This is a genomic window from Proteiniborus sp. (genome assembly GCF_040308045.1).
In the GTDB taxonomy this organism is placed as follows: domain Bacteria; phylum Bacillota; class Clostridia; order Tissierellales; family Proteiniboraceae; genus Proteiniborus.
The window spans coordinates 1-25015 of the sequence record NZ_JAWRHZ010000033.1; the positions used below are offsets into that span (position 1 = coordinate 1).

Genomic DNA, 25015 nt, shown 5'->3' on the forward strand with positions numbered 1-25015 from the left:
TATTATTTTTATGAGAAAAAGAAAAGCGAAAGTATATACTCTGTATTTTCTAGAGCTGATAATGATATGTATATTCACAAAGCAAAACTGAAGGGGCTTTATGGCAGAAGATCGACCGATTGATAAATCAGCATGACTAATTGAGGCAACACAAGGGGATAGTTCTATTGTGCTGCGAATATAATAATTATATTACTGTAAAAAATATTGTTAGAAAACAGATTTAAGAATATATGGTATTTTTTTAAATCATGTTTTTTTTACATGCAATAGGTTTACTTAAAATACATAATTACATGGAATACCATAACAAAGTATTAAGTGAAGGGATAAAAATCTACATGTAGGAAATAAAGCTTTAAAAATGTGTTGTCATTGAAAATGACAGAAGAAAATTTCGTTAATCAAAACAAAAAAATGAAGTGGTAGGGAAAATCTCTATCTTGACAAAATGAAATATAGGCTATAGAATATTGAAAAGCAATGAATAGGACGAGTAAATCTTGTAAGGTCAAAAGAGATAGAAGTTCACCGGCTGAAAGACTTCTTTGACACACTGGGTTGAAAACCACCTATGAGCTCATTCCCGAACAATAACTATTTTACATAACAACCATTCAAAGGAGATAACCTTCCATCATGAAGGGGACTTAATCTATTAAGGATATGCGTTTGCTGCGTTAAAGCGAAACTATGAAAATTAGGTGGATGCGAGAATATTAAACTCGTCCTTTTTTGGACGAGTTTTTTTTATACCATTTTTATGTTTCTTTATCACAATTTTTAGGAGGAGTAGAAATTGAAAGATGTAATTGTAGCAAAGTTTGGAGGGAGTTCCTTAGCTGATAGCAAACAGATTGCTAAAGTAAAGGATATTATCAAATCAGATAGCAGAAGAAAGTATATAATACCTTCAGCACCTGGGAAACGGGATAGCAAAGACCATAAAGTAACAGATCTATTATATATGTGTTATCAACTTGCTTCCCATAACCTTAATTTTGATGAGGTATATGGCATTATTGAAAAAAGATTTCAAGATATTTGCATAGAGCTTAGCCTAGATATTGATATAAATGAAAATCTATTAGAAATAAAAAGAAAAATCCAATCAGGAGCTTCTAAAGACTATGTAGCTAGTCGAGGAGAATACTTAAATGCAATTATACTTTCACATTATTTAGGTTTTGAATTTGTAGATGCTAAAGATTTGATTGTTTTTAATAATAGTGGTCAATTCGATTCAGAAGCTACTCAAACAAAAGTACAATCTAAATTAGAGAAGATTGGACAAGCAATTATTCCAGGCTTTTATGGGGCTAAAGAGAATGGTGAAATTATTACTTTTTCTAGAGGAGGCTCTGATATAACGGGAGCCATTATAGCAAGAGGAATAGATTCTGAGCTTTATGAAAATTGGACAGATGTATCAGGTTTTCTTATGGCAGATCCTAAAATAGTAAAGGACCCTAAGCCTATTAAAGCAATAACATATAAGGAACTTAGGGAGCTCTCTTATATGGGTGCACCAGTACTCCACGAAGAGGCTATTTTTCCAGTGAGACAATCAGGAATCCCCATAAATATTAAAAATACCAATTTTCCAAATGAGCCTGGAACAATGATTGTGGATGATTTATCCCCTATTAGTTCTACTGGAACTATAACAGGTATTGCAGGCAAAAAGGATTTTACTGTTATTACTATAGAAAAGACTTTAATGAGTTTAGAAAAAGATTTTTATAGAAAATTAATAACCGTATTGGAAACAAATAATATTTCAATTGAACATATGCCTTCAAGTATAGACTCTGTATCACTGATAATTTCTAGCACACAGTTAAATTCTAAACTTGAAAAGATAATTGAAGAGATACGTATATATTGTAAGCCTGATTCAATAATATGTCATCCTAATATGGCTCTAATCGCTGTAGTAGGAAGAGGAATGATAAGAGCGAAGGGAGTATCTGCCAAAGTTTTCGCTGCCTTAGCAAATAAGGGAATCAATATTCGAATGATTACCCAAGGGTCAAGTGAATTAAATATAATTATAGGAATTGAAAATGCTGACTTTAACATGGCCATAGCTGCCATATATGAAGCATTTGAAAATTAGACAATTAAGGAGTAATACTAATGAATAAATTTAATATTGCAATAGTAGGAGCTACTGGCTTAGTTGGTAGTACAATCGTGAAAATATTAGAAGAAAGGAACTTTCCAATAAACAATATATATTTCTTTTCTTCTAAAAAATCAGCTGGAAGCACAATAAATTTTAATAATAATGATTATATAGTTGAAGAACTAAATGAAAAATCCTTCGACAGAGATATAGATTTTGCTTTGTTTGCAGCTGGAGGAGCTGTTAGTGAAAAATATGCTAAAATTGCAGTAGATAAAGGAGTTAAAGTTATAGACAATAGTAGCATTTTTAGAATGGACAAGGGTGTACCTTTAATAGTACCTGAGGTAAATCCAGAGGAAATAGAGTGGAACAAAGGAATTATATCAAATCCTAATTGCTCAACAATACAGTCTGTTGTAGCTTTAAAGCCATTGCATGATAAATTTAAAATAAAGAGAATAATCTATTCTACTTATCAGGCTGTATCAGGCTCTGGTCTAGGTGGCTTAAAGGATTTAGAAGAAGGAAATATAGAATGTTATCCTTATCAAATTCAATATAATGCCCTACCACATATAGACAGCTTTTTGGATAATGGCTATACAAAAGAAGAGATGAAGATGATAGATGAAACTAAAAAGATACTTAAAGATGATAGTCTTAAAATCACAGCTACTACAGTAAGAGTACCTGTAAAGTATAGTCATAGTATATCTATTAATTTAGAGTTTGAAGATTCCTTTGAAATGGAAGAAATCTATGATGTTCTAAAAAATGCGCCGGGAATTATTGTAAAAGATGATGTTGCAAATAAAATATATCCAATGCCTATTGATGTTGAAGGGAAAGATGGAGTTTATATAGGCAGAATAAGAAGGGACTTTAGCATTGATAATGGTATTAATATATGGGTAGTAGCTGACAATATAAGAAAAGGTGCAGCTTTAAATGCAGTACAGATAGCTGAACTATTTATTGATAAGATGTAGGGGGTGCTAAAATTGATAGGGATAGGATTACTAGGACTTGGAACTGTTGGAACAGGTGTAGTTGAAATTTTAGAAAAAAGGCAAGAAGAATTAAAGTCCCTAACTGGAAAAGAAATTAGAATAAAAAAGATTTTAGTAAAAAATATAAATAAAAAAAGAGAAATACAAATAAAAGAGAATATTATTACATCTGATTTTGAAGAAATATTGAATGATAAAGATATAAGTATAGTTGTAGAATTGACTGGAGATTTGGAACAAAGCTATAAATATATTAAATCTGCTTTAAATTCAGGCAAAAATATTGTTACAGCAAACAAAGCTGTAGTATCAAAATATTTTGAAGAATTATCTAGCTTAGCAGCTGAAAAAAATCTAGCATTTCTATATGAAGCTAGTGTGGGCGGAGGTATTCCTATATTAAAACCTCTTAAGGAGGAGCTAGCACTTAATAAGATTACAGAGGTTCAAGGAATATTAAATGGGACATGTAATTATATTTTAACTAAGATGTTCAACGAAGGATTAGATTATAAGGAAGTATTAAAAATAGCACAAGACATGGGTTATGCAGAGGCAGACCCAACAGCAGACGTGGAAGGCCATGATACCTTACGAAAGCTTAGAATATTAGGAACTTTAGCACTTCAAGGAAAAATTGATGAAAATGATATTTTGTTAGAAGGCATAAGCAAAATTACATCATTTGATATTGAGCAGATTAAGAAGATGAATTCTACAGTAAAACTAATTGGTGAAGTTAAAGGATTAGATGGCGGCTTCACTGCATTAGTTCAACCTACAATAATTAAAGAAGATTCCTACTTTGCTAATGTAAATATGGCATTTAACTCTGTAGTTTTTACAGGAGATAATGTAGGAGAATTAAAATTTTATGGTTCAGGAGCTGGTAAGCTCCCAACAGCAAATGCAGTTTTAGGTGATGTATTGGATATTATAAATGGCACATATAGAAAAGGAAATCCACTAGGAGAAAGAAAGCTTAGAAACTTAAATACAGAGTTAAAGAGTGAATATTATTTAAGAATCTCTTTATCTAATGAGGATATTTTTAAATCTATTGAAAAAATTTCTAGAGAAGTATTATATAAAAATGATAATATTGCAATCCTAACTAAGGAAATAGAATATCTAGAGATAATTGAACTCATCTCATCCTTGGGTATTGATAAGGATAAGTATTTTATTGCTAGAGTTCTTAAGTAAGGAGGTTAATATGGAATATATTAGCACTAGAAATAAAACAATTTCTATTTCATCAAGCGAAGCAATTATACAAGGAATTTCAAAAGATGGAGGATTATTTGTCCCTACTAGTATACCTAAAACAGATAATATTATGGATTTAAAGGAAATGAACTATAAAGAATTAGCATTTGCAATAATGAGCAAATTCTTTACAGACTTTGAACCCAGTGCGCTTAAGAATTGTATTGATAAAGCATATGATAATAAATTTAGCTCACAGGAGATTGCGCCATTGGTAAGAGCTGGGGATGCTTTTTTCCTTGAACTCTTTCATGGACCAACTTTAGCATTTAAAGATATGGCATTATCCATACTTCCACATTTATTAAAGGAAGCTATAAGTATAAATGAAATAGATAAAGAAGTAGTTATATTGACTGCTACATCTGGGGACACAGGTAAAGCTGCATTAGAGGGGTTTGCTAATGTAGATGGAATTAAGATAATAGTATTTTTCCCTGAAGATGGTGTAAGTGAAATACAAAAAAGACAGATGATTACTCAAGAAGGGAACAATACCTTTGTAGTAGGTATCAATGGCAATTTTGACGATGCCCAAAGCGGAGTAAAGGAGATTTTCAATAATAGTGACTTTGTAAATCTTCTAGATAAAAACAACTATATATTTTCTTCTGCTAATTCAATTAATATTGGTAGGTTAATTCCTCAAATAGTCTATTATTTCTATAGCTATCTAACTCTTTTAAGACAAAGAAGCATAAAGGATAATGAAAAAATTAATATTGTAGTGCCTACAGGTAACTTCGGAAATATTTTAGCTGCTTATTATGCAAAGGAAATGGGACTACCAGTAAATAAGCTAATATGTGCATCTAATGAAAATAATATATTAACTGATTTTATCAACACTGGTATATATGACAAGAGAAGAGAACTAATTTTGACTTCATCTCCATCTATGGATATTCTAGTATCAAGCAATTTAGAAAGACTTTTATTTCATATAAGTGGGTATGACGATATATTCATTAGAAATAAAATGGATGAGCTTACTAAGTTAGGCTATTATAAAATAGATAATTTAAACCTAGAAGACTTTTATGGTTCTTATTCAACAGAAGAAGAAGTAAGCTTTTCAATTAATAAAGTATTTGCAGAGAATAGCTATCTAATAGATCCCCATACTGCAGTAGCATATAATGTATATGAAAAATATAGGCTTGAAACTCATGATAATACAAAGACCATAATTGCTTCGACTGCCAGTCCATTTAAATTCGGAACAAAGGTAGCATCATCTATTAATATAGATGCAAGAAATAAAGATGAGTTTAATATAATAGAAGAATTGGCAAATAAGGCAAATATTAAGATACCAAAGGCTATAGCAAGTCTTAAAAACAAAGAAGTACTTCATAAAAACAACTGTAATAAAGAAGATATGAAGGATTTGATTTCGGAGTTTTTAAAGGTAGGTGAAGTAAATGATTAAGGTTAAAGTACCTGCCACAAGCGCAAATTTAGGTCCTGGATTTGACACCTTAGGCCTTGCACTTAATCTGTATAATACATTTTTGTTTGAAGAAATATCTAATGGCTTAGAGGTTAATGGCTGTGATCCTGGCTATGCTAATGAAAAAAACTTAGTATATACATCAATGATGAAAACCTTTGATAAGATTGGATATAAACCTAAGGGTATTAGAATAGATATGAACACTGATATACCTATTTCTAGGGGGATGGGCAGTAGTGCAGCATGTATCTTAGGTGGAGTAATAGGTGCAAATAAATTAGCGAAAGCTTCTCTATCGAATGATGAGATCCTAGACATAGCCACAGAAATAGAAGGACATCCAGATAATATCGCTCCCGCTTTATTTGGAGGACTTGTTGTATCAGTTATGGAAGATGAGAATATATATTATGATAAAATTAGCGTAGCCAATGGAATCAAATTTGTAGCATTAATTCCTGATTTTACTCTATCAACTACTAAGGCTAGAGAAGTGCTGCCTTCAACTATTAGCTATAAGGATGGTGTATATAATGTAGGGCGAGTTTCTTTACTATTATCGGCCTTATCAAATGGTAGATTTGAACTATTAAAAGTCGCACTAGATGATAAGCTGCATCAACCCTATAGAAAAAAACTAATTCCTCGATTTGATGAAATTCTAAATAAATGCTATGAATTAGGATGTTTAGGTGCATACCTAAGCGGCGCAGGACCTACTCTAATGACCATTATCAAAGACGATGATATAGATTTCACAACAAAGATAAAGGGGTATCTTATATCTATTAATTGCAATTGGGATGTTAAAGAACTGAATTTAGATTTATCTGGGGTAATTATAGAAAAGGAAAAGATTTAAAAATTGAAGCAATTGAGATAATAAGCTGTTTAGGATGACTAAGTTCTAATCAGCTTTTTACATCTTAGCTATTAATCAAGATCAAGATAATCCTGATTATTTTATATTTAGTATAAATTTGGCAGTTAACTAAAAATTATACAAATAAAAAACCAAAATATGAATTGACAACTAATAATAAGAATGTTATCATATTAAACATATTTAGACGACTAACTAAATGGGAGGTAAAAATGGAGAGAATAGATAAAGATTCTTTATATTATATATTTCTCGAAATACTAAGACTTCACTTTTATCGTACTCATGTCCTTCTTGATGAAATAGGCGTATATCCAGGGCAACCGCCCTTATTATTCATTCTAAACAAGAAAGATGGATTAAGCCAATCAGAGATTGCAACAAACTTAGACGTAAAACCTTCAACAATAACAGTAATGCTCAGAAGAATGGAGAAAGCTAATTTGGTAGAACGTAAGCAGGACATGGAAGATCAAAGAATATCTAGGGTATATCTTACTGATGAAGGAAGAGAAACTTGTAATAAAGCAATGAAAATAATGAAAAAACTTGAAGAAGAATGTTTTGGAAACTTTACGGTAGAGGAAAAGGTAGTTTTGAGAAGGTTATTGATGCAAATGAGAGACAATCTATTTAAGGTAAATGAAAAGGTATAAATTGAATAGAGTACAAGAGAGATAGAGTAATTATAAAGATAATCAGATAATAAAGGAGGACACCATGCTAAAATTATTTAAGGAATTCAAGCCATTTTTTATATCAATAGTTATTATAATAGCTTTACTTTTCCTTCAAGCAAGTGCAGAGCTTGCTCTTCCTGACTATATGTCGAATATAGTTAACGTAGGAATTCAGCAAAATGGTATAGAGAACGCAGTACCTGAAGTAATGAAAGTAGATACAATGGAAAAGGTACAAATCTTTTTAAGTCAAAATGAAAGAAATTTAGTAAACAATAGCTATAAGCTAATAAATAAAGATAATTTGACTGAAAAAGAATATGAAAGATATCTTAAAAAATACCCAGCTATAGAAAATGAGAGTTTATATATTTTAAATACAGATTTAAAAGAAGATATTGAAGAAATGAACTCCTTTTTAGGTAAGGCCCTACTTATTGTAGCAGGTATAGAAGATGGAGCTCCTCAAGGAGTATCAGCAGGAAATGTTGAGAACAATCCTTTTGCTAATTTTCCTGAAGGAGCGGACCCTTTTATGGTGCTAAAAAATGCACCAAAGGAACAAATTGCTACCTTAAAGGTTCAAATTGATGAACAGTTTAAAGGTCTACCTGAAACAATGATAACCCAATCAGCCATAAGTTATATTAAAAATCAATATGAAGATATGGGAGCAGATATTAAAAAAACACAGTCTAATTATATATTTTATATAGGTGGAATAATGATACTTATTTCTCTTGTAAGTATGGCAGCATCAATATCTGTTGGATTCTTATCAGCAAGAGTTTCGTCTGGACTTGGCAGAAACTTAAGAGACAAGGTGTTTAACAAAGTAACTGCTTTTTCAAATGGAGAATTTGATGATTTCTCAACAGCATCCTTAATAACTAGAAGTACAAACGATATACAACAGGTACAAATGTTTACAGTAATGATGTTAAGAATGGTGTTTTATGCACCTATACTAGGAGTAGGTGGAGTTATAAGAGCTCTGAGGACAAATACTTCAATGGCTTGGATAGTTGCAGTAGGAGTTATAGCTATTCTTACATTGGTAATGCTTCTTTTTGCTATAGTGATGCCAAGGTTTAAAAAGCTACAAAAACTAGTTGATAAAGTCAATCTTGTAATGAGAGAATCCCTTAACGGAATGTTAGTAATTAGAGCTTTTAATACACAAAGGTTTGAAAAAGAGAAATTTGATAATGCAAATAAAGAGTTAACAAAAACTAATCTTTTTGTATCTAGAATAATGACTATGATGATGCCTACTATGATGCTTATCATGAATAGCATTACTTTACTAATTATATGGGTAGGTGCTCATGAAATAGATAAAGGTTCAATACAGGTAGGGGATATGATGGCATTTATGCAGTATACAATGCAGATAATCATGTCATTTCTTATGATATCAATGATTTCAATAATACTTCCAAGAGCTTCTGTATCAGCTGGGAGAATTTCCGAAGTATTAGATAAAGAGCTTACAATAGAAGATCCAATAGCTCCCAGAGAACTTAAAGAGAATGCAAAGGGATTATTAGAGTTTAAAAATGTTAGCTTTAGATATCCAGGGGCAGAAGAGTACGTTCTTGAAAACATATCATTTACAGCAAAACCTGGGGAAACCACTGCGTTTATTGGTAGTACAGGAAGTGGGAAATCTACACTTATTAACTTAATTCCAAGATTTTATGATGTTACAGAAGGAGAAATTCTTTTAGAAGGTATAGACATAAGAGACATAAGACTTCATGATTTAAGAGAAAAGATTGGTTATGTTCCACAAAAAGGAGTTTTATTTACAGGAACTATAGAAAGTAATATAAGATACGGGAAAAATGCTGATGCTAGTGATGATGACGTTTTAAAAGTCATTAAAATAGCTCAAGCTAAGGAGTTTATAGATGAAAAGGAACATGGAATTTTATCTGAAATAGCCCAAGGAGGAACTAATGTTTCAGGGGGTCAAAGACAAAGACTTTCTATTGCAAGGGCATTAGCTAAGAAACCAGAAGTGCTTATTTTTGATGATAGCTTTTCAGCTCTTGATTTCAAAACCGATGCGGCATTAAGAAAGGCTATAAGTAAAGAAATAAAGGATAGAACTGTACTAATAGTTGCACAGAGAATAAGTACCATAATGAACGCTGAAAATATCATAGTTCTAGACGAAGGGAAAATAGTAGGCATGGGTACTCATAAGGAACTTCTAAAGAGTTGTAATGTCTATAAGCAAATAGCTCTGTCACAACTATCAGAGGAGGAACTTGCAATATGAGCGAAAACAATATAAAAAAACCACAACCAAGGAGAGGCCATGGTCCTATGGGAGGAATGGGAGGTAGATTTGAAAAGCCAAAAGACTTCAAAGGAACCTTTTCTAAACTACTCAGATACCTAAGGCCCTATAGATTAAAACTAATTATAGTAATGCTATTTGCCATAGGAAGTACAATTTTTACTATAAGAGCACCTAAAATACTTGGTAAAGCAACTACAAAGATATTTGAAGGATTAGTGTCTAAAGTAACAGGGACTCAAGGTGGAGGAATTGATTTTCAATATATATTAAATATAGTTTTATTATTAATAGGTTTATATGTAATCTCAGCCTTATTTTCCTTTATACAAGGAATCATAGTAACTGGTGTTTCACAGAATGTGTCTTATAACTTAAGAAAAGAAATATCTGAAAAGACAAATAGGCTTCCACTTAAATATTTTGATTCTGTGTCTCACGGTGACGTGTTATCAAGAGTTACAAATGACGTAGATACAGTCAGCCAGACGTTAAATCAAAGTATGAGTCAGATAATTACCTCTGCCACTACTCTTATAGGTGTTCTTATAATGATGCTTTCTATAAGCTGGCAGATGACAATTGCTGCTATTATGATATTACCTATTTCAATGATTTTAGTTACCAGCATAGTCAAAAGATCGCAAAAGTTTTTCAAGACACAGCAAGAATCTCTTGGACGTGTTAACGGCCATATAGAAGAGGTTTATGGTGGACATAATATAATGAAAGCCTTTAATGCAGAAGAAGAGGCAGTAGCGAAATTTAGGAAGATTAACGGAGAACTTTACAATTCTGCTTGGAAAGCACAGTTTCTTTCTGGAATGATGATGCCTATTATGATGTTTGTTGGGAATATAGGATATGTAGCAGTATCAATTTTAGGTGGATGGTATGCTATTAGAAGGATCATAGAAGTAGGAGATATACTTTCATTTATACAATATATAAGAAGCTTTACTCAGCCTATAGCACAGGTGGCTCAGATAAGTAACGTACTTCAATCAACTGTGGCTGCTGCTGAGAGAGTATTTGAATTTTTAGATGAAGAAGAAGAATCTAAAGAATCTGAAGCACCTGTTAAATTAGAAGAAGTAGAAGGAAGAGTAACTTTTGAAAATGTTAAATTTGGCTATAACAAAGATAAGATAATTATAAATGACTTCTCAGCAGACATAAAGTCAGGGCAGAAAGTTGCCATAGTAGGACCTACAGGAGCAGGAAAGACTACCATAGTTAAACTTCTAATGAGGTTTTATGATTTAAATGATGGTAGAATTCTCATAGATGGTCATGATATTAATGAGTTTACAAGAGATGATTTAAGAGATAACTTCGGCATGGTGCTTCAGGACACATGGCTTTTCTCTGGTAGTATAATGGAGAATATCAGATATGGAAAATTAAATGCAACAGATGAAGAAGTAATAGAAGCTGCAAAATCTGCCCATGCGGACAGATTTATTCATACTTTGCCAGATGGGTATAATATGCTCATAAACGAAGAAGCTAACAATATATCTCAAGGACAAAAACAGCTTCTAACAATTGCTAGAGCCATCCTTTCAGATCCTAAGATTCTTATTTTAGATGAGGCAACATCTTCCGTAGATACAAGAACAGAAATATTGATACAAAGGGCCATGGAAAACCTAATGAAAGGAAGAACATCCTTCATAATTGCCCATAGGCTCTCAACCATAAGAGATGCGGATTTAATCCTTGTCATGAAGGATGGGGATATAGTAGAACAGGGAAACCATGAAGAGCTTCTAGCAAAGAGAGGATTCTATGCAGAGCTCTACAACAGTCAGTTTGCAGCATAAATCAATTAAAATAAAAATCACTCTTAAAGATACTATAATCTTTAAGAGTGATTTTTTATAATATCGATGATAGCACATCAGCCTTTGACACAATACCTTTTAGAGTTCCATCATTATCTACTACTGCTATAGGATATTTAGTTTCCGCAGCCATAGAAATAATATCGCGCAATAAAGCATCAGGAGAAGTAGTCATTATATCCCTAATCATAACATCAGAGATAGTTAGTTTTTCTTTATTTGCTCTGATAGCATCATCGATAGCAATGATTCCTTGTAGCTTCATTTTTTCTGTTACCACATATGCACTAGATACTCTATTAGAGCGCATCATATTTATGGCATAATTAGGATTATCCTTCAATCTAACTATACTATTTGGAGTGATCATTACATTCCTAGCGCTTATTACTTGTGTCTTATCTGCACCATCTATAAACTGCTTTACATAATCATTAGCTGGATTTTCACTCATTTCTTCTGGAGTGTCTACTTGTATTAATTCTCCATCTCGCATTATGGCTACTCTATCGCCTATTTTAAAAGCTTCATTTATATCATGGGTAATAAATATTATAGTTTTCTCCAACTTTCTTTGAATTGATAATAATTCAAACTGCATATCTTTTCTAACTAAAGGATCTAGTGCTGAAAAAGGCTCATCCATAAGAAGTATTTCAGGTTCATTAGCTAGAGCTCTTGCTATTCCAACTCTTTGCATCATTCCTCCTGAAAGATTTGAGACAAGTTCATTTTCTAATCCTTCTAAACCTACCATGGAAATCATTTCTTTTGCTTTTACTTCCCGTTGAGATTTAGACATACCTTTAACTTCAAGACCATATTCAACATTGCCTATAACGTTTCTATGAGACATAAGCCCAAAATTTTGAAATACCATGGAAACTTTATTTCTTCTATAATCAATTAATTCTTTTTTCTTGAAGCTACCAATACTTTTACCTTCAAAAAGAATTTCTCCTGATGTAGGCTTATTGAGCATGTTAAAACATCTTACTAATGTAGATTTACCAGATCCAGACAAACCTATAATGACAAAGATTTCTCCTTTTTTTATATCTAAATTTATATCCCAAAGAGCTACAGTAACTCCAGTTTTTTTATATATAGTATCCTTATCTAATCCAGAGTTTTTTAATTTAACTGCTCTGCCCTTTTCTGTACCATAGAGTTTAGATAGATTTCTAACACTTAAGATATTGTTATTCTGCATTATTCTTCACCTCATTACCTTTAACCAAACCTTGAGTGATTCTATCTAGTATAACTGCAATAATTACAACCGCTGTTCCAGATAATAATCCTCTACCTATTTCTACACGGTTGACACTTATTAGAACTTCCATACCAAGACCTGTAGCACCAATCATAGATGTAGTAACAACCATACCCATAGCCATCATAAGAGTTTGATTAATTCCCTCCATTATTGTAGGTAAAGCTTGTGGGATTTGAACTTTTATAAGAGATTGTAGCTTAGTTGAACCAAAGGATAATGATGCTTCTACAACTTCTTTATCTATTTGTCTAATTCCGTGACTTGTAAGTCGGATAGTTGGAACAATGGCATAAATTGTAGTAGCTATTACAGCAGGAGGCTTACCTAATCCAAAGAATAAAAGCGCTGGTATTAGATAAACAAATACTGGCATTGTTTGCATTGTATCTAATATAGGTCTTACAATTGAATTTGCTTTATCACTAGTTGAGATGAGTATTCCCAGTGGAAATCCTAGTGCCAAAGAAATAATTACAGAGGCTATAACTATAGACAAGGTTTCGTTCATAAGACTCCATAATCCAAAGGCTCCTATCAAAAACAAAAGAGCTGAGTATAAAATACCTTTACTAATTTTACCGCTTAGCTTCCATCCTGCTATAAATACTAATAAAATTAATACAAACCAGGGTATTGAATTTAATATTGAATGTATTCCGTTTACAAAACCACCTAAAAACAATCTGATTTTACTAAAGAATACATCGTATTTGATGCTGAAATTTCTAACAGCTTCGTCTATTGCGTTGGTATTAACAGGAATTCTAAGAGGAAAGTCAAATAGCAAATAATAAATCATAATTTTTCCCCCTATTTCAAATAATCTCTAAGAATTTGTGCATCATCAGAACTTAACCATTCATCTAGTAAATTATCATGTTTTTTCAAGAACCATTCAGCAGTTTCTTTATAGTTAGCACCAGTATCCTGCATATAAGCTAGGGCTTCTGATGTCAAAGCACTTGATGTCCTATATTTAGTTAAGAAATCAACTACTTCTGGGGCAGATTCTGCGAAATTATTGCTTACAGCCACAGTTACTTTAACAGATGGCAAGGTAGTTTTTCCATCTTTATAAGTTGATTTATCAAATGGTTCATCTTCCAATAGCACAAAATCGTACTTACCCATTAACCAAGTAGGTTCCCAATAATATGCTGCTATTGGTTCACCTTTCTCATATGCAGAAGTTAATGCTGCTGCAAGAGAAGCATCTGAACCAGGTCTGAAGTATATAAAATTCTCGTCCAAACCATAGTGTAAGTATTTCTTATACATGATATCATCTACTTCCCAACCAGGAATTGCGCCATATATCCTTCCCTTGTTATTAGATTCGTCATCAGGAAATATATCAGGATATTTTTTTAAGTCCCACACATATTTTAATTCAGGTGCTAAGGCTTCTATTCCTCTACTTTCATCACCTTCAATAACGTATCTCGGCACATAAATCCCTTGGGAATTATCATCAAAATTAATCCCAAGTTCTCTAAGCTTGCTTTCTTTAATATCTGATTCATAAGTGGCTAAATTATCTGTCCAAACTTCCATATGGACATCAATCTCTCCTTTTATCAAGCCTTCATGCATTACTGTAGACGAACCAGGAACTTCTCTCCATTTGTATCCATAAACTTTTTCTACTATTAAACCAGCAACTGCATTATGGAACTTTATACTATCCCATCCTGAGTCTGCAAAAGTAATTTCTGTTGGATTATTTGAGCATCCAACAGTAGTAACAATTATCAATATTGTTAATATAATTAGACATATAATCTTTTTCAATTTTTACACCTTCTTTCTTAAAATCGTGGTTCATTCTTTTTAATTATGTTAACATTAGCTTGCAAACGTGTCAAATTAGCCATTCTTAAAAAGTGGCTTTTTAAGCACCATAAAAACCTATTTTTCAACGGATACAGAAGATTATAAATTTTTTAATTTTTGTTGCATTTTCTATTTTAATTTGCTATAAATTAGAGTCATATAGATACAGTTATATAAACAATAAATCCTTAACATCTAACAATTATTCTAAAAAGTAAAAATTCGTAAGATGCAAATGAGAAGAAAAAAATGGCTATGAATTACATTAGCCATGATTTTTATTGCATGTTATTCGAATTCCTTACCAACTTCCTTTAAAATATTTATATATACAAGAAGCTCATCTCTTGAGGCAACATTAAGCTTTGTATAAATACGTTTATTATGGGTTTTTATTGTGTTTATACTTAGATAAAGTATTTCGGAGATTTCTTTTGCAGTATGCCCTTTCACATAAAGATTAAAGACTGAACGTTCTGCAGGAGAGAGTTTTTTTGTATTTTCCAGAAATTCATCAAGGATTGATAGTGAAAAGTCTTCCTGCTTTGCTTTTTCATACAATTCTTCATTATGTGTAGTAAGAAAATCAATTAAATCATCAATTTCTGGTATTCTAGTTCTTGGTGCAGTACTTAAATCTGTAGATTTAATGATATCAAAACCTTTGGAGATTGGTTTTAAGAATCTTTTGCTTAAAACAAAAGAAGCTGAAATTCCTAATACAATAAGTAATGTCAATAAAGAAAATAACAATAAATTTAGTCTAGCCACAGAAATGACAACATCTTTATCTGGAATCATGATAGCTACTGCCCAAGGCTCATCGGAAAAGACAGATTCATCAGGATATAGTTTTACAGGCGTATGAATTCCCCAAAATGAATTATCTTCATTTTGTATATATGAGTAAAAGGAATCTTTACTACTCGATATTTTAAGATTATTATCATTCTTTGATATGGTCCTAGCAGAAAAACTGCCTGCAAACATTGATTTATTAAAATCTATTGAACCATTATTTATTGGTGACAAAACACAGAATAAGCGATTATAAATGCTATTATTTGGCATGTGAGATAATTTAAAGAGCATAGAACTTATTTCAAAGCCGCAAACGCCAAACACATTACCTTTTGAGTCAATTAATGGAACAGAACATAGCATTACTTCTTCACTGGTATCTGGAAACACAAAGGAAGTACTCCAATAATACAACCTTGATAGAGGAAGATTGTTATTTATATTGGCTTCAGCTATAGGACGGTGGTAATATGGGGCATTACTAATATCAAATTCCATTTTCCATTGAGAATGAAGTGGTAGAGAATTGTTACGACTAATGCTTGGAAATCCGCGTAAAACAATAATGGTTGGCGTAGAAGAATTAATAATATTTGGTTCCATATTCTTAATATATAATCCAGCTCTTGAGTTCTTAGCACCATTAAGAGTGGGATTGACAGTGGCATTTAAAATAAAAAACACACCACTGCTTTTGGATATTTGTAAAGAGAATAAAGCACGTTCATACTCATTAGAAATAATTTCTTCTAGCATTTCTGGATGTTCTTGAAGGTTAGACAAAGACATACCTAGTTCACATAATTTTCTTTCAATACTAATAGATAATTCCTTTGAAAATTCTATAGCTCTTATTGAAAGGTGTCCATATTCTTGTGAAATTCTATCTGAAGCATGTACAAGCTCATTTTCAACTATTTTTTCAGTTTCTGATAGACCAGCAGTAAGAGTTCCTGTAACCATTAGAATTGCTACAACTCCAAGAATGATAGTCAGAACTATAACCACCAAAAACAGGAAAAGCCTAAGACTCATAGGCATACCTACTTCAAGTGACTTTTGAAGTTTATGTTTTAATGATCTTATTTTTCTTTTATTCGAGAATATTTTTTTCAATTGAAACAATCCTTCTTAAAATTCTATTCTACAGAAAAATTACTAATAAACTCTTCGTATATATTATCTGATGTAGCTTCATATGCTGTTTTTGAATCACTATTTTCCAAAAAGTCAATATATGATTTTCTAGATTTAGCAGCAAACTCTTTTAATCTTTTCTCGTACCTTTTTTGCAGTTTATCAACTCCATCAAATAATGGAGGCATATAGAATTCATATTCTTTTTGCATTACTTTAGATACTGTGAGTAGTCTTTTTATATTTGCATCTGAAATATTTTCAATTTCATCGGACATTATTTCACCAAATGCTTCTTTTGTTACAGGAAGGTACCCAGTTGAGGATACAAAGCGAATATTGTTTTCTGGATTTGTAAACCATTTTAAAAAAATACCTGCTGCATATTCGTTTTCTTCTGTAGACTTGATAACACTCATGCCAGCACCTCGTTGTATAGCTACCTTTTTTCCACCTTCAAATACAGGGTAGGGTAGTATGGAGAGTTCTGCTGGTTCTGAGGTATTATCTGCATATGTAACGATAGGTGAGAAAAAAGATACTCCTGCAGTTGAACCAGTTGAACAAACTATGTCACCAGTTTTAGCTAAATCAGTAGCATAGCCATTAAATATTGCTACTTGGCCTAAAACAGCAGGCTTATAGTAAAATTCCCATATCTTAGAAAATTGAGGAGAAGTAAAATTAATATTGTCATCATCAATAAACTTCCCTCCTAGTTGTTCACATCCTATTAGTGAGTAATTGAAGAGTGAATCAGGCATGAAAAACATTTTACCATCATTTATAATATTAGGTGTTTTTTTATCTGTCCAATCAAAATAAATAGAAGCTGTTTTCATGATTCCCTCAAAGGTTTGTAAATCTTCAAGCTTAGCTCCTGTATCTTCTGCAAATTTATTAAACAATGTTGTGTTAACAAATAAAACTTCTGTAGACTTGGCAGTTGGAAAGACATATAGACCATCTTCCTTTATTCGTCCTTCTTGTAAAAATTCTGGAATATAAGCAGAAAGCTCTTTGGATGTAAATTGTTGATTAAGATCGGTAAGCAATCCTTTTTCTTCTAGCAAAAGAGCTGTTTTTGGATAGGCAGTTGTAATATCTGGGAGAGGAGGTGCTCCAGGATCATCATTTGCAGCCATGATTAGCTTCTCATGGAGAGTTGCACTTCCAGATATGGATGTAATATTGATTGTGACACCTTTTTCTGCACCAATTGTTTCATTAAATTCATCAACCATATCATCCATAGTGTTTTTCAACTGACCACCATAATTATGCCAAAGGGTAAGAGTTATTGGTTTCTTTGAATTTACTTGTACGTTTGTATTACAGCCTGTTAATGCTGTCATAGGTACTAAAATTAAAGCTAAAAAGATAAATAAAAGCTTTTTCATATTACACCCCTTTTCTATCTGGTATTGTTTAGCAGAGCCAAGTTTAAGGTCAATATAAGTATTTACTAAAAATATATGACAGTAACTTAATTATAGCACTATATGAATATTTTACCAATAGAGGTATTTAAAAGATTTAAGATTAGTATCAAGAATATTTTTCTGCAATGCAAAAATCATCTAGAAGGTGACTATCAAAATCACCCTAAGGATGATTACTTTTTATTCAAAAATACATACAATTTAAATTAGAAAGCTTAATAAAATTTATAAAAAAACAAGGAGGTTTTTATTATGACAGAGCAAAGTAATAACAAGCAAACAGCAGAAAACAATGCAACTCAAATCTTTGAACTAGAGGATGTTGAAAAGAATAAGGTTATGGCAGGACTTGCTTATATTATCTTTTTTCTACCATTATTAGCCTGCCCAGATTCTAAATTTGGAAAGTTTCATGCAAATCAAGGGTTATTATTGCTGATTTTAGGTTTCGCAGGTAGCGTAATTTTAAGCTTCATACCTGTCATTGGATGGCTATTATTACCAGTCTTTTCTATAGTTGTACTAGTTTTTGGTATTATTGGACTTGTTAATGGACTTAGTGGAAAAGCAAAGGAACTTCCAGTCATAGGTAAGTTTAAGCTGTTAAAGTAGCTAACATGTTGCTCAAGTTTGTAGCTACGGTAAGATATACTAATAAAATATGGGAGGGATATTGGTAGTGATAAGAAAGATTATTGTAATATTTCTTGTAATTGTAATGTTATTATCATTAGGAGCTTGTGGAATTAGAAAAAAAATCGATGAAAAAATATCAGAAAAGATAACAGAGGGCGTAGTAAACAAGATTACAGGTGGTGAAGCCAATATAGATATTGATAATGGGGAAGTAACTATAAAAGGAGATGATGGTGAAGAAGTTACATTTGGTTCTAATGAATGGCCAAAGGGTAAAGCGGTAGACCTTTTGCCAGAGCCAAAAGAAGGTAAGATTATCTCAGTAATGAATTCTGATAATGTTTGTATAGTCATATTAGAGGAAGTAAAGGAGAAAGTTTATAAAGAATATATTGAAGAATTAAAAGACAAGGGATTTGAAAAAGATGTTTATGAATATGCAGATGAACTAGGAATGAGTTATTTTGGAAGTCTAGATGAAAATACTCATGTGCAAGCATTATATACTATTGAGGATGAAATGCTTAATATAAGCATTGAAATAAATGAGTAGTATTTTGCTTTGTTAACAAAAACCGCTTATCAATTAACCTTGAAAATAGATAAGCGGTTTTTTGTTAAATAAAAATAATCTTGCTATAATATTAAATTCAAAGCATTATTTAGGTCTTCTATTATGTCACTACAGGTTTCAAGTCCGATAGATAATCTAACTAAACCTTCACTTATTCCAGCAGCTTCTCTTTCTTCGGGAGTGTATGGGGAATGTGTCATTGAAGCTGGGTGTTGAATTAATGTTTCTGTATCTCCTAAGCTTACAGCGGTGTTGCACAGATGAGTATTGTTTATGACTTTTTTACCTTCTTCAATACCACCTTTTAGCTCAAAAGCAATAATTGCTCCAGGTAATTTCATCTGCTTCTTAGCTAACTCATATTGTTCAAAACTTTCTAATCCTGGATAATACACTTTCCTAACAGCCTTATGGGATTCTAGGAACCTAGCAACCTCCATAGCATTTTGACAGTGTTTTTCCATTCTTATTTCTAAAGTTTTCATACCCCTCATTATTAGAAAGGCATCAAATGGGCTTAAACAGGATCCTGTCATGTCTTTTACACCAAAAAGCCTAACTTCATTTATGAATTCTTGTTTACCTACTACAAATCCAGCAATTACATCACCATGGCCATTTAAATATTTTGTAGCTGAATGTACAACTACATCAGCACCAAGCTCTATTGGCCTTTGAATATATGGTGTAGCAAAGGTATTATCTACTATTACTAGACAATCTTCTTTTCCATGAGCAATATCAGATATGGCTTTAATATCAGTAATTAACAAAGTTGGATTTGCAGGTGTTTCTAGGTACACTACTCTAGTATTATCTTTCATGGCGTTTCTAACATTTTCTGGGTTAGAAGTATCTACAAAAGTAACTTCAACACCAAATCTAGTTAAACCATGATTTAAATAAGCAAAAGTGCAACCGTAGAGGGTTTCCGCAGCAACAACATGATCTCCAGCCTTTAATGCCGTCCATAAAGCTGAAGATACAGCACCCATACCAGAACCAGTTGACATACACGCTTCTGCACCTTCTAATATTGCTACCTTTTCTTCAACCTGAGAGTTTGTTGGGTTGCCTAATCTAGTGTATATATATCCGTCTTCTTCTAATGCAAATCTTCTTCCTCCTTGTTCAGCAGAATCAAATACAAAGGTTGAAGTTTGATAAATAGGAGTAACTAATGCACCTGTTGTTATATCCTTTTTATGTCCTCCATGTATAGCCTTTGTTCCAAATCCCATTTTTTCTAGCTTATCTCTATCCATAAAAACCCTCCCTAATTAATATTATTTGTTACTAATTATAGAAGCAATAATTGTACCAGAACTATACAAATAAAAAATAGAGATTATAAAGGCTTTAAATAGCTACTTTGTGTAGTATATAAATTAGAATAAAAAATAGCGGAAAAAATTCAAACCATAAAGTCAATAAAAGTGGTGATATAAGTTTCCATATGGAAAATTATATCACCACTTTATATTGTATTTTTTAATTTTATTTATTATAGTAGTGTGGGAAACACCTAAAACTTTAGCTGCTTTTCTAATACTTTTATTTTCCCTCAAAGCATTTATAATAGCATTTTTCTCGCAATTCTCGATTAATTCTTTTAGAGGAAGGTCATTGCTGCAATTAGAAAGAGTTTGGAATTCCGATGCAATTTTATGAGATGTTATGATTAAGTTTTCTGTTTTCAATAATTTGTTTTCGCAAAGATTCATTGCTCTTTCTATTACATTCTGTAGTTCTCTTACATTGCCTGGCCAACTATGTTTCATAAGTCTATATATAAACTCTGATTCTGCTCCTTCTACTTTTTTATTTAGCTTTTTATTTAAATGATTTATAAAATGAGATACAAAAAGTGGGATATCATCAAGTCTTTCTCTAAGAGGCGGAATATATATAGGTATTACATTAAGTCTATAATACAAATCCTCCCTAAAAGTATTATTATAAATCATTTTTTCAAGATTCTTATTAGTGGCTGCAATAATTCTGACATCAACTCTTTCTTCTTTTGTACTACCTATTTTTCTAATACATTTTTCTTGTAGGACTCTTAGAAGTTTTGCCTGCATTGCTCCAGAAAGCTCACCGATTTCATCTAAAAATAGTGTCCCACCATCAGCTTCTTTAAAAAGGCCGTCTTTTCCATCTTCAATTGCCCCAGTAAAGCTTCCTTTTTCATAACCAAATAGCTCACTTTCAATTAAACTATCAGGCAAGGCTGCACAATTTAGTGTTACTAAGCTTTTGTTTTTTCTATTGCTTAGGTTTTGAATAGCTTTTGCAAATAGCTCTTTTCCAGTGCCACTTTCTCCCCGCAATAAAATGGTTGAATCGTTTTTAGCTACTAACCTAGACATTTCTTTGACTTTTTCTATTGCTGGGCTATTTCCAATAATATTTTTAAACACATCTTCGTTATTGGCAGAAATAATATTTGCTATTTGTATAGTTTTTTTTGCATCTTTTATAGATATTACAGCTCCAAGGATTTTATTATTATCATCCTTAATAAGGCTTTCTGTAGTTATATACTGCTTGTTATTTGAGCTTTCAATATTAAATTGAAACTCATTATTTTTATTTCCCTCTCCAATTAAGCTAGCTATAGACGAGTTATTATTTATTAGTTTTCTGATATCTGTTCCTAAAACATCTTCTTTTTTACAATTAAAAATACTTTCACAATAATTATTAAAAAATTCTATTTTGAAATCTTTATTTACAGAAATTATTCCATCATCAACTGAGTTAATAATAGCATGGAGTTTTCTTTCATTTGTTTCATATGAAAGTAGTTCTATTTCGCTTATAGAAATTACTCCATCTAATTTTGCTAATTTGTTCATTAACAATCTTTTTTCATTATTACCTATACTTTTTATTTTTACACAGACTTTTTTGGGAGACACTTCTAAAGAATCAAGGTTTATATTAGCTGCATAAATTTCAGATAATATAGCTAATGTCATGCCAATTCTATCTTCTGTTATTATTTTAAATCTAATGAAATCATTCACATCTATCACCTGTTCATACAGATTTTTATAAAAGATACTATAAACCATATTCAATTTTTCTATTAAAAACCCTTTAAAATCTTGCAAAGAAACCCTTAAAAATTATTTGTTTGCTAGAAACAATTTGCAAAAAATAGTCACAAAATTAAACAAAAAAATATTGTAAAATCACTTTTATGATAGTAAAATATTTTTATCCTGTCTTGAAAGTGGTGTTAGAATGAAGTTAGTTACTTTCAATCCCTTAAAAACCATAGGGATACCAAATGTAACTTATATTAAACCAGAAAACATATTTAAAGAAATTGAAAAAATTAAGGAAGCTGACTATATATTATTTCCTGAGTATTGGCAGGTAAATTCTTTGGTCTATGGTCTTAAGAAGAAGATATTTCCCAATATTAGCACTTACCAGCTAGGTCACAATAAGATTGAGACTACTAGAGCGCTATGGGCAACATTTCCTAAAAATGTTCCTTATACTCAAATAATAGGTAAGGATAATGCAAATATTGAGATTATTGAAGAAGAGTTTGAATATCCATTAGTTGCTAAGGAAATAAAAAACTCTATGGGTAGAGGAGTTTTTCTTGTAAATAATAGGAGTGAATTAAAAAGATATATAGAAAACAATGAAATTTTATATATTCAAGAAAGGCTTCCAATAGATAGGGATTTAAGAATAGTATATGTTGGGAATAAGGTAATAGGTGCTTATTGGAGGATAGCTAGTGAAGGTGAATTCCATAATAATATTGCAAAGGGAGCTAGCTACGACTATAATAATATTCCTTTAGAAGCTATTGAATTAGTGGAAAGGGTTGCTGCTACTTTAGATGTAAATCATGCAGGATTTGACATAGCTGTAGTAAGTAATAACTATTATTTACTAGAATATAACGTGATGTTTGGAAATCAAGGGCTTAGAAATGTAGGAATTGAAGTGGAAAAATATATTCATGAGTATCTTTTGGAAAATCATGACTTCAACCCCAACACCCCTTTTACTCGTGCATCATAATGACATAATATCTAAAATATTGAAGAACTCGGCACTGTTGGTATATAGTACAAAATCTGTTTTAAACTCCACAAGGAGATGTGGTAGAGTAGTTTAAAGACTGGATTATTTAATAATGTCTACTAAATCCCCTACTTTAACTATGCCACTTTTTATTACTCTTCCGAATCTTCCTTCTCTACTTACTATATAATGACGATTGTGTTCCTTGAACTTTTCTTTGCCGATGTGACAAATTACAATTTCTGCTTCTCCTATTTTTAAAATTGTTCCTATGGACATGTTATCCAATTCAATACCAGATATAGTGAAGTTCTCAGTATATCCTCCGCTAGCAACTTCCTCTATCATTTCTTTGGGTACTTTTGCTAATGCTTCAATAGGCAAGACACTAACTTGTTTGTCCCAGTCTCCACCATGGCCATCCCCTTCTAGTCCCCAGCCTTTGATTACATTAACCTGTTTTACAGGTATTTTTTCTACACCTCTTTGCTTACTTATATTAATGCTTAAAACCTTCCCCATTGCTGTTCCCTCCATATTTATTGAAATAAGAATTTGAAAATAAGTTTATCATATAACATACTTATTTTAAATAAATAATTTTGAATTAGCAAATTTTATTTAAAATGGATATACATTTCAAAATCAAGTATACATTAAAAACTTTGAGATTTGAAGGCTTTATACTATTTTATAAAGTTTTAAGATTTAAAAAAATTATTGACATATGCCCAATGTGGTATATAATAGAAACTGAAAATGGCATATGCTAATAAAAGAAAGGAGAGAGTATATTTTGAATATGGAAAATAGCTTGTATTCTCAAAAGGCTCTAGATCACTTTATGAATCCAAGAAATGTAGGAAGAATTGAAAAGCCTGATGGTATGGGTGTAGCAGGTGATCCTGGGTGCGGAGATTATATAGAGGTAACTATTTCTGTTAATAATTATTATATAACAGATATTAAGTTTATGGTACATGGTTGTGCAGGTGCTATTTCAACTACTAGTATGACTACTGAATTAGCAAAGGGTAAACCACTGATGGCTGCATATGCTATTTCTAATGAAGATATAATTACTGCATTAGGAGGATTACCTTCTGAGAAAGTACATTGTTCATTACTTGGACCTATTGCTTTAAAAAAAGCAATAGTGGATTATGTTAGTAAAAACAAGAGTATTTTAGAGCAATAGAAAAGAGTATACTTATGTAACAAGCAAAATAGGACTTTAAAATGTATAAATAAAAATATCTGCATTATTAAGAAAGTTATGGTGTATATTTATCAGATTTTTTATTTGGATTCAAAAAAGTGAAATTTTATCTTGTAAATAAAGGTATTATATGTTATAATTGTAAAGAATAATCATAAACATTTAAATAAATATATTATCGCTGAATTCTTTAAAGAAGCGGGGGAACCAATTTTTAGGGGTGAATCCTATTTTAGGAAGGGCTACCCTTTAGCCCTAACCCGACAGCTAACCTCGTAAGCGTAGGTAGTGTAAAGTAAGTTATGAAAAAACGAAGCAAAAAATATCAGCTTAAATGAACCTTTAAATACAAAATATTTTTCAAGCAATTGGAATATTGGTAAATTAATAGGAACACAGAAAGACTTTATTGAGTAAAAGATATTTGTTCTGTATTCTCCGCCACCCTTGACAG

20 protein-coding genes and 1 riboswitch are annotated in these 25015 nt (G+C 31.6%); of the genes, 12 read left to right on the plus strand and 8 right to left on the minus strand.

All coding sequences use genetic code 11. The features are described from left to right. Positions 1-799: 799 nt before the first annotated feature. The 8 genes from ABV008_RS06315 to ABV008_RS06350 all read left to right on the plus strand — a co-directional run bounded on the left by ABV008_RS06315 (position 800) and on the right by ABV008_RS06350 (position 11563). The gene (locus ABV008_RS06315) at positions 800-2119 is read left to right on the plus strand and encodes an aspartate kinase (protein ID WP_352418973.1); all 1320 of its coding nucleotides are present in this window, start codon (positions 800-802) and stop codon (positions 2117-2119) included. A gap of 20 nt (positions 2120-2139) precedes the next feature. Further along, entirely contained in the window at positions 2140-3120 is a 981-nt protein-coding gene (locus tag ABV008_RS06320; RefSeq protein WP_352418974.1) for an aspartate-semialdehyde dehydrogenase, read from the plus strand. Between the two features lie 12 nt (positions 3121-3132). Continuing rightward, positions 3133-4347: a homoserine dehydrogenase gene (locus ABV008_RS06325; protein ID WP_352418975.1), complete on the plus strand. Its 1215-nt coding sequence runs from the start codon at positions 3133-3135 to the stop codon at positions 4345-4347. A gap of 10 nt (positions 4348-4357) precedes the next feature. Continuing rightward, on the plus strand, positions 4358-5842 hold the full coding sequence (gene thrC / locus ABV008_RS06330) for a threonine synthase (protein ID WP_352418976.1): 1485 nt from the start codon (positions 4358-4360) through the stop codon (positions 5840-5842). Further along, the gene (gene thrB, locus ABV008_RS06335; protein ID WP_352418977.1) at positions 5835-6728 is read left to right on the plus strand and encodes a homoserine kinase; all 894 of its coding nucleotides are present in this window, start codon (positions 5835-5837) and stop codon (positions 6726-6728) included. The genes thrC and thrB overlap by 8 nt, the downstream gene beginning before the upstream one ends. A gap of 233 nt (positions 6729-6961) precedes the next feature. After that, positions 6962-7405 (plus strand): MarR family winged helix-turn-helix transcriptional regulator, encoded by a 444-nt coding sequence (locus ABV008_RS06340; RefSeq protein WP_352418978.1) that lies wholly within the window; start codon positions 6962-6964, stop codon positions 7403-7405. A 64-nt stretch (positions 7406-7469) separates the two neighbouring features. Continuing rightward, positions 7470-9716, plus strand: coding sequence for an ABC transporter ATP-binding protein (locus ABV008_RS06345; protein ID WP_352418979.1), 2247 nt, complete (start codon positions 7470-7472; stop codon positions 9714-9716). After that, positions 9713-11563 carry an ABC transporter ATP-binding protein gene (locus ABV008_RS06350; RefSeq protein WP_502929751.1) on the plus strand — a complete coding sequence of 617 codons (1851 nt, stop codon included), beginning with the start codon at positions 9713-9715 and terminating at the stop codon, positions 11561-11563. Before ABV008_RS06345 ends, ABV008_RS06350 begins: the two co-directional genes overlap by 4 nt. A gap of 55 nt (positions 11564-11618) precedes the next feature. Here ABV008_RS06350 and ABV008_RS06355 read toward each other — a convergent pair whose 3' ends face one another. The 5 genes from ABV008_RS06355 to ABV008_RS06375 all read right to left on the minus strand — a co-directional run bounded on the left by ABV008_RS06355 (position 11619) and on the right by ABV008_RS06375 (position 18034). Beyond that, positions 11619-12797 carry a quaternary amine ABC transporter ATP-binding protein gene (locus ABV008_RS06355; RefSeq protein WP_352418980.1) on the minus strand — a complete coding sequence of 393 codons (1179 nt, stop codon included), beginning with the start codon at positions 12795-12797 and terminating at the stop codon, positions 11619-11621. Then, entirely contained in the window at positions 12787-13662 is an 876-nt protein-coding gene (locus tag ABV008_RS06360) for an ABC transporter permease (RefSeq protein WP_352418981.1), read from the minus strand. Before ABV008_RS06360 ends, ABV008_RS06355 begins: the two co-directional genes overlap by 11 nt. An 11-nt stretch (positions 13663-13673) precedes the next feature. After that, positions 13674-14654 (minus strand): ABC transporter substrate-binding protein, encoded by a 981-nt coding sequence (locus tag ABV008_RS06365; protein ID WP_352418982.1) that lies wholly within the window; start codon positions 14652-14654, stop codon positions 13674-13676. Between the two features lie 330 nt (positions 14655-14984). Further along, positions 14985-16613 carry a helix-turn-helix transcriptional regulator gene (locus tag ABV008_RS06370; RefSeq protein WP_352418983.1) on the minus strand — a complete coding sequence of 543 codons (1629 nt, stop codon included), beginning with the start codon at positions 16611-16613 and terminating at the stop codon, positions 14985-14987. A gap of 23 nt (positions 16614-16636) precedes the next feature. Then, positions 16637-18034 carry an extracellular solute-binding protein gene (locus tag ABV008_RS06375; protein WP_352418984.1) on the minus strand — a complete coding sequence of 466 codons (1398 nt, stop codon included), beginning with the start codon at positions 18032-18034 and terminating at the stop codon, positions 16637-16639. Between the two features lie 294 nt (positions 18035-18328). Here ABV008_RS06375 and ABV008_RS06380 point away from each other — a divergent pair, with 294 nt between their 5' ends. Together ABV008_RS06380 and ABV008_RS06385 are read left to right on the plus strand one after the other, a co-directional pair. Further along, positions 18329-18688 carry a DUF4870 domain-containing protein gene (locus ABV008_RS06380; RefSeq protein WP_352418985.1) on the plus strand — a complete coding sequence of 120 codons (360 nt, stop codon included), beginning with the start codon at positions 18329-18331 and terminating at the stop codon, positions 18686-18688. 67 nt (positions 18689-18755) lie between these two features. Further along, complete coding sequence (locus tag ABV008_RS06385; RefSeq protein ID WP_352418986.1) at positions 18756-19265, plus strand: DUF6591 domain-containing protein; 510 nt, start codon at positions 18756-18758, stop codon at positions 19263-19265. An 83-nt stretch (positions 19266-19348) separates the two neighbouring features. On the opposite strand, the gene megL is transcribed toward ABV008_RS06385, so the two are convergent. Together megL and ABV008_RS06395 are read right to left on the minus strand one after the other, a co-directional pair. Next, complete coding sequence (gene megL / locus ABV008_RS06390; RefSeq protein ID WP_352418987.1) at positions 19349-20551, minus strand: methionine gamma-lyase; 1203 nt, start codon at positions 20549-20551, stop codon at positions 19349-19351. 204 nt (positions 20552-20755) lie between these two features. After that, complete coding sequence (locus ABV008_RS06395; protein WP_352418988.1) at positions 20756-22318, minus strand: sigma 54-interacting transcriptional regulator; 1563 nt, start codon at positions 22316-22318, stop codon at positions 20756-20758. A gap of 220 nt (positions 22319-22538) precedes the next feature. Between ABV008_RS06395 and ABV008_RS06400 the strand changes: the two genes are divergently transcribed. Then, entirely contained in the window at positions 22539-23339 is an 801-nt protein-coding gene (locus tag ABV008_RS06400) for an ATP-grasp domain-containing protein (RefSeq protein WP_352418989.1), read from the plus strand. Positions 23340-23444: 105 nt separating this feature from the next. Here ABV008_RS06400 and ABV008_RS06405 read toward each other — a convergent pair whose 3' ends face one another. Then, on the minus strand, positions 23445-23864 hold the full coding sequence (locus ABV008_RS06405) for an MOSC domain-containing protein (protein WP_352418990.1): 420 nt from the start codon (positions 23862-23864) through the stop codon (positions 23445-23447). A gap of 280 nt (positions 23865-24144) precedes the next feature. On the opposite strand from ABV008_RS06405, the gene ABV008_RS06410 reads away from it, so the two are divergent. Continuing rightward, entirely contained in the window at positions 24145-24540 is a 396-nt protein-coding gene (locus ABV008_RS06410) for an iron-sulfur cluster assembly scaffold protein (RefSeq protein ID WP_352418992.1), read from the plus strand. A gap of 190 nt (positions 24541-24730) precedes the next feature. Then, positions 24731-24859, plus strand: a riboswitch (cyclic di-AMP (ydaO/yuaA leader). Positions 24860-25015: the final 156 nt, after the last annotated feature.

Coding starts and splice junctions, on each gene's coding strand:
- ABV008_RS06320 (WP_352418974.1), top strand. CDS start 2,140: ATGAATAAATTTAATATTGCAATAGTAGGAGCTACTGGCTTAGTTGGT.
- thrC (WP_352418976.1), top strand. CDS start 4,358: ATGGAATATATTAGCACTAGAAATAAAACAATTTCTATTTCATCAAGC.
- thrB (WP_352418977.1), top strand. CDS start 5,835: ATGATTAAGGTTAAAGTACCTGCCACAAGCGCAAATTTAGGTCCTGGA.
- ABV008_RS06340 (WP_352418978.1), top strand. CDS start 6,962: ATGGAGAGAATAGATAAAGATTCTTTATATTATATATTTCTCGAAATA.
- ABV008_RS06345 (WP_352418979.1), top strand. CDS start 7,470: ATGCTAAAATTATTTAAGGAATTCAAGCCATTTTTTATATCAATAGTT.
- ABV008_RS06350 (WP_502929751.1), top strand. CDS start 9,713: ATGAGCGAAAACAATATAAAAAAACCACAACCAAGGAGAGGCCATGGT.
- ABV008_RS06355 (WP_352418980.1), bottom strand. CDS start 12,797: ATGCAGAATAACAATATCTTAAGTGTTAGAAATCTATCTAAACTCTAT.
- ABV008_RS06360 (WP_352418981.1), bottom strand. CDS start 13,662: ATGATTTATTATTTGCTATTTGACTTTCCTCTTAGAATTCCTGTTAAT.
- ABV008_RS06375 (WP_352418984.1), bottom strand. CDS start 18,034: ATGAAAAAGCTTTTATTTATCTTTTTAGCTTTAATTTTAGTACCTATG.
- ABV008_RS06380 (WP_352418985.1), top strand. CDS start 18,329: ATGACAGAGCAAAGTAATAACAAGCAAACAGCAGAAAACAATGCAACT.
- megL (WP_352418987.1), bottom strand. CDS start 20,551: ATGGATAGAGATAAGCTAGAAAAAATGGGATTTGGAACAAAGGCTATA.
- ABV008_RS06400 (WP_352418989.1), top strand. CDS start 22,539: ATGAAGTTAGTTACTTTCAATCCCTTAAAAACCATAGGGATACCAAAT.
- ABV008_RS06405 (WP_352418990.1), bottom strand. CDS start 23,864: ATGGGGAAGGTTTTAAGCATTAATATAAGTAAGCAAAGAGGTGTAGAA.
- ABV008_RS06410 (WP_352418992.1), top strand. CDS start 24,145: ATGGAAAATAGCTTGTATTCTCAAAAGGCTCTAGATCACTTTATGAAT.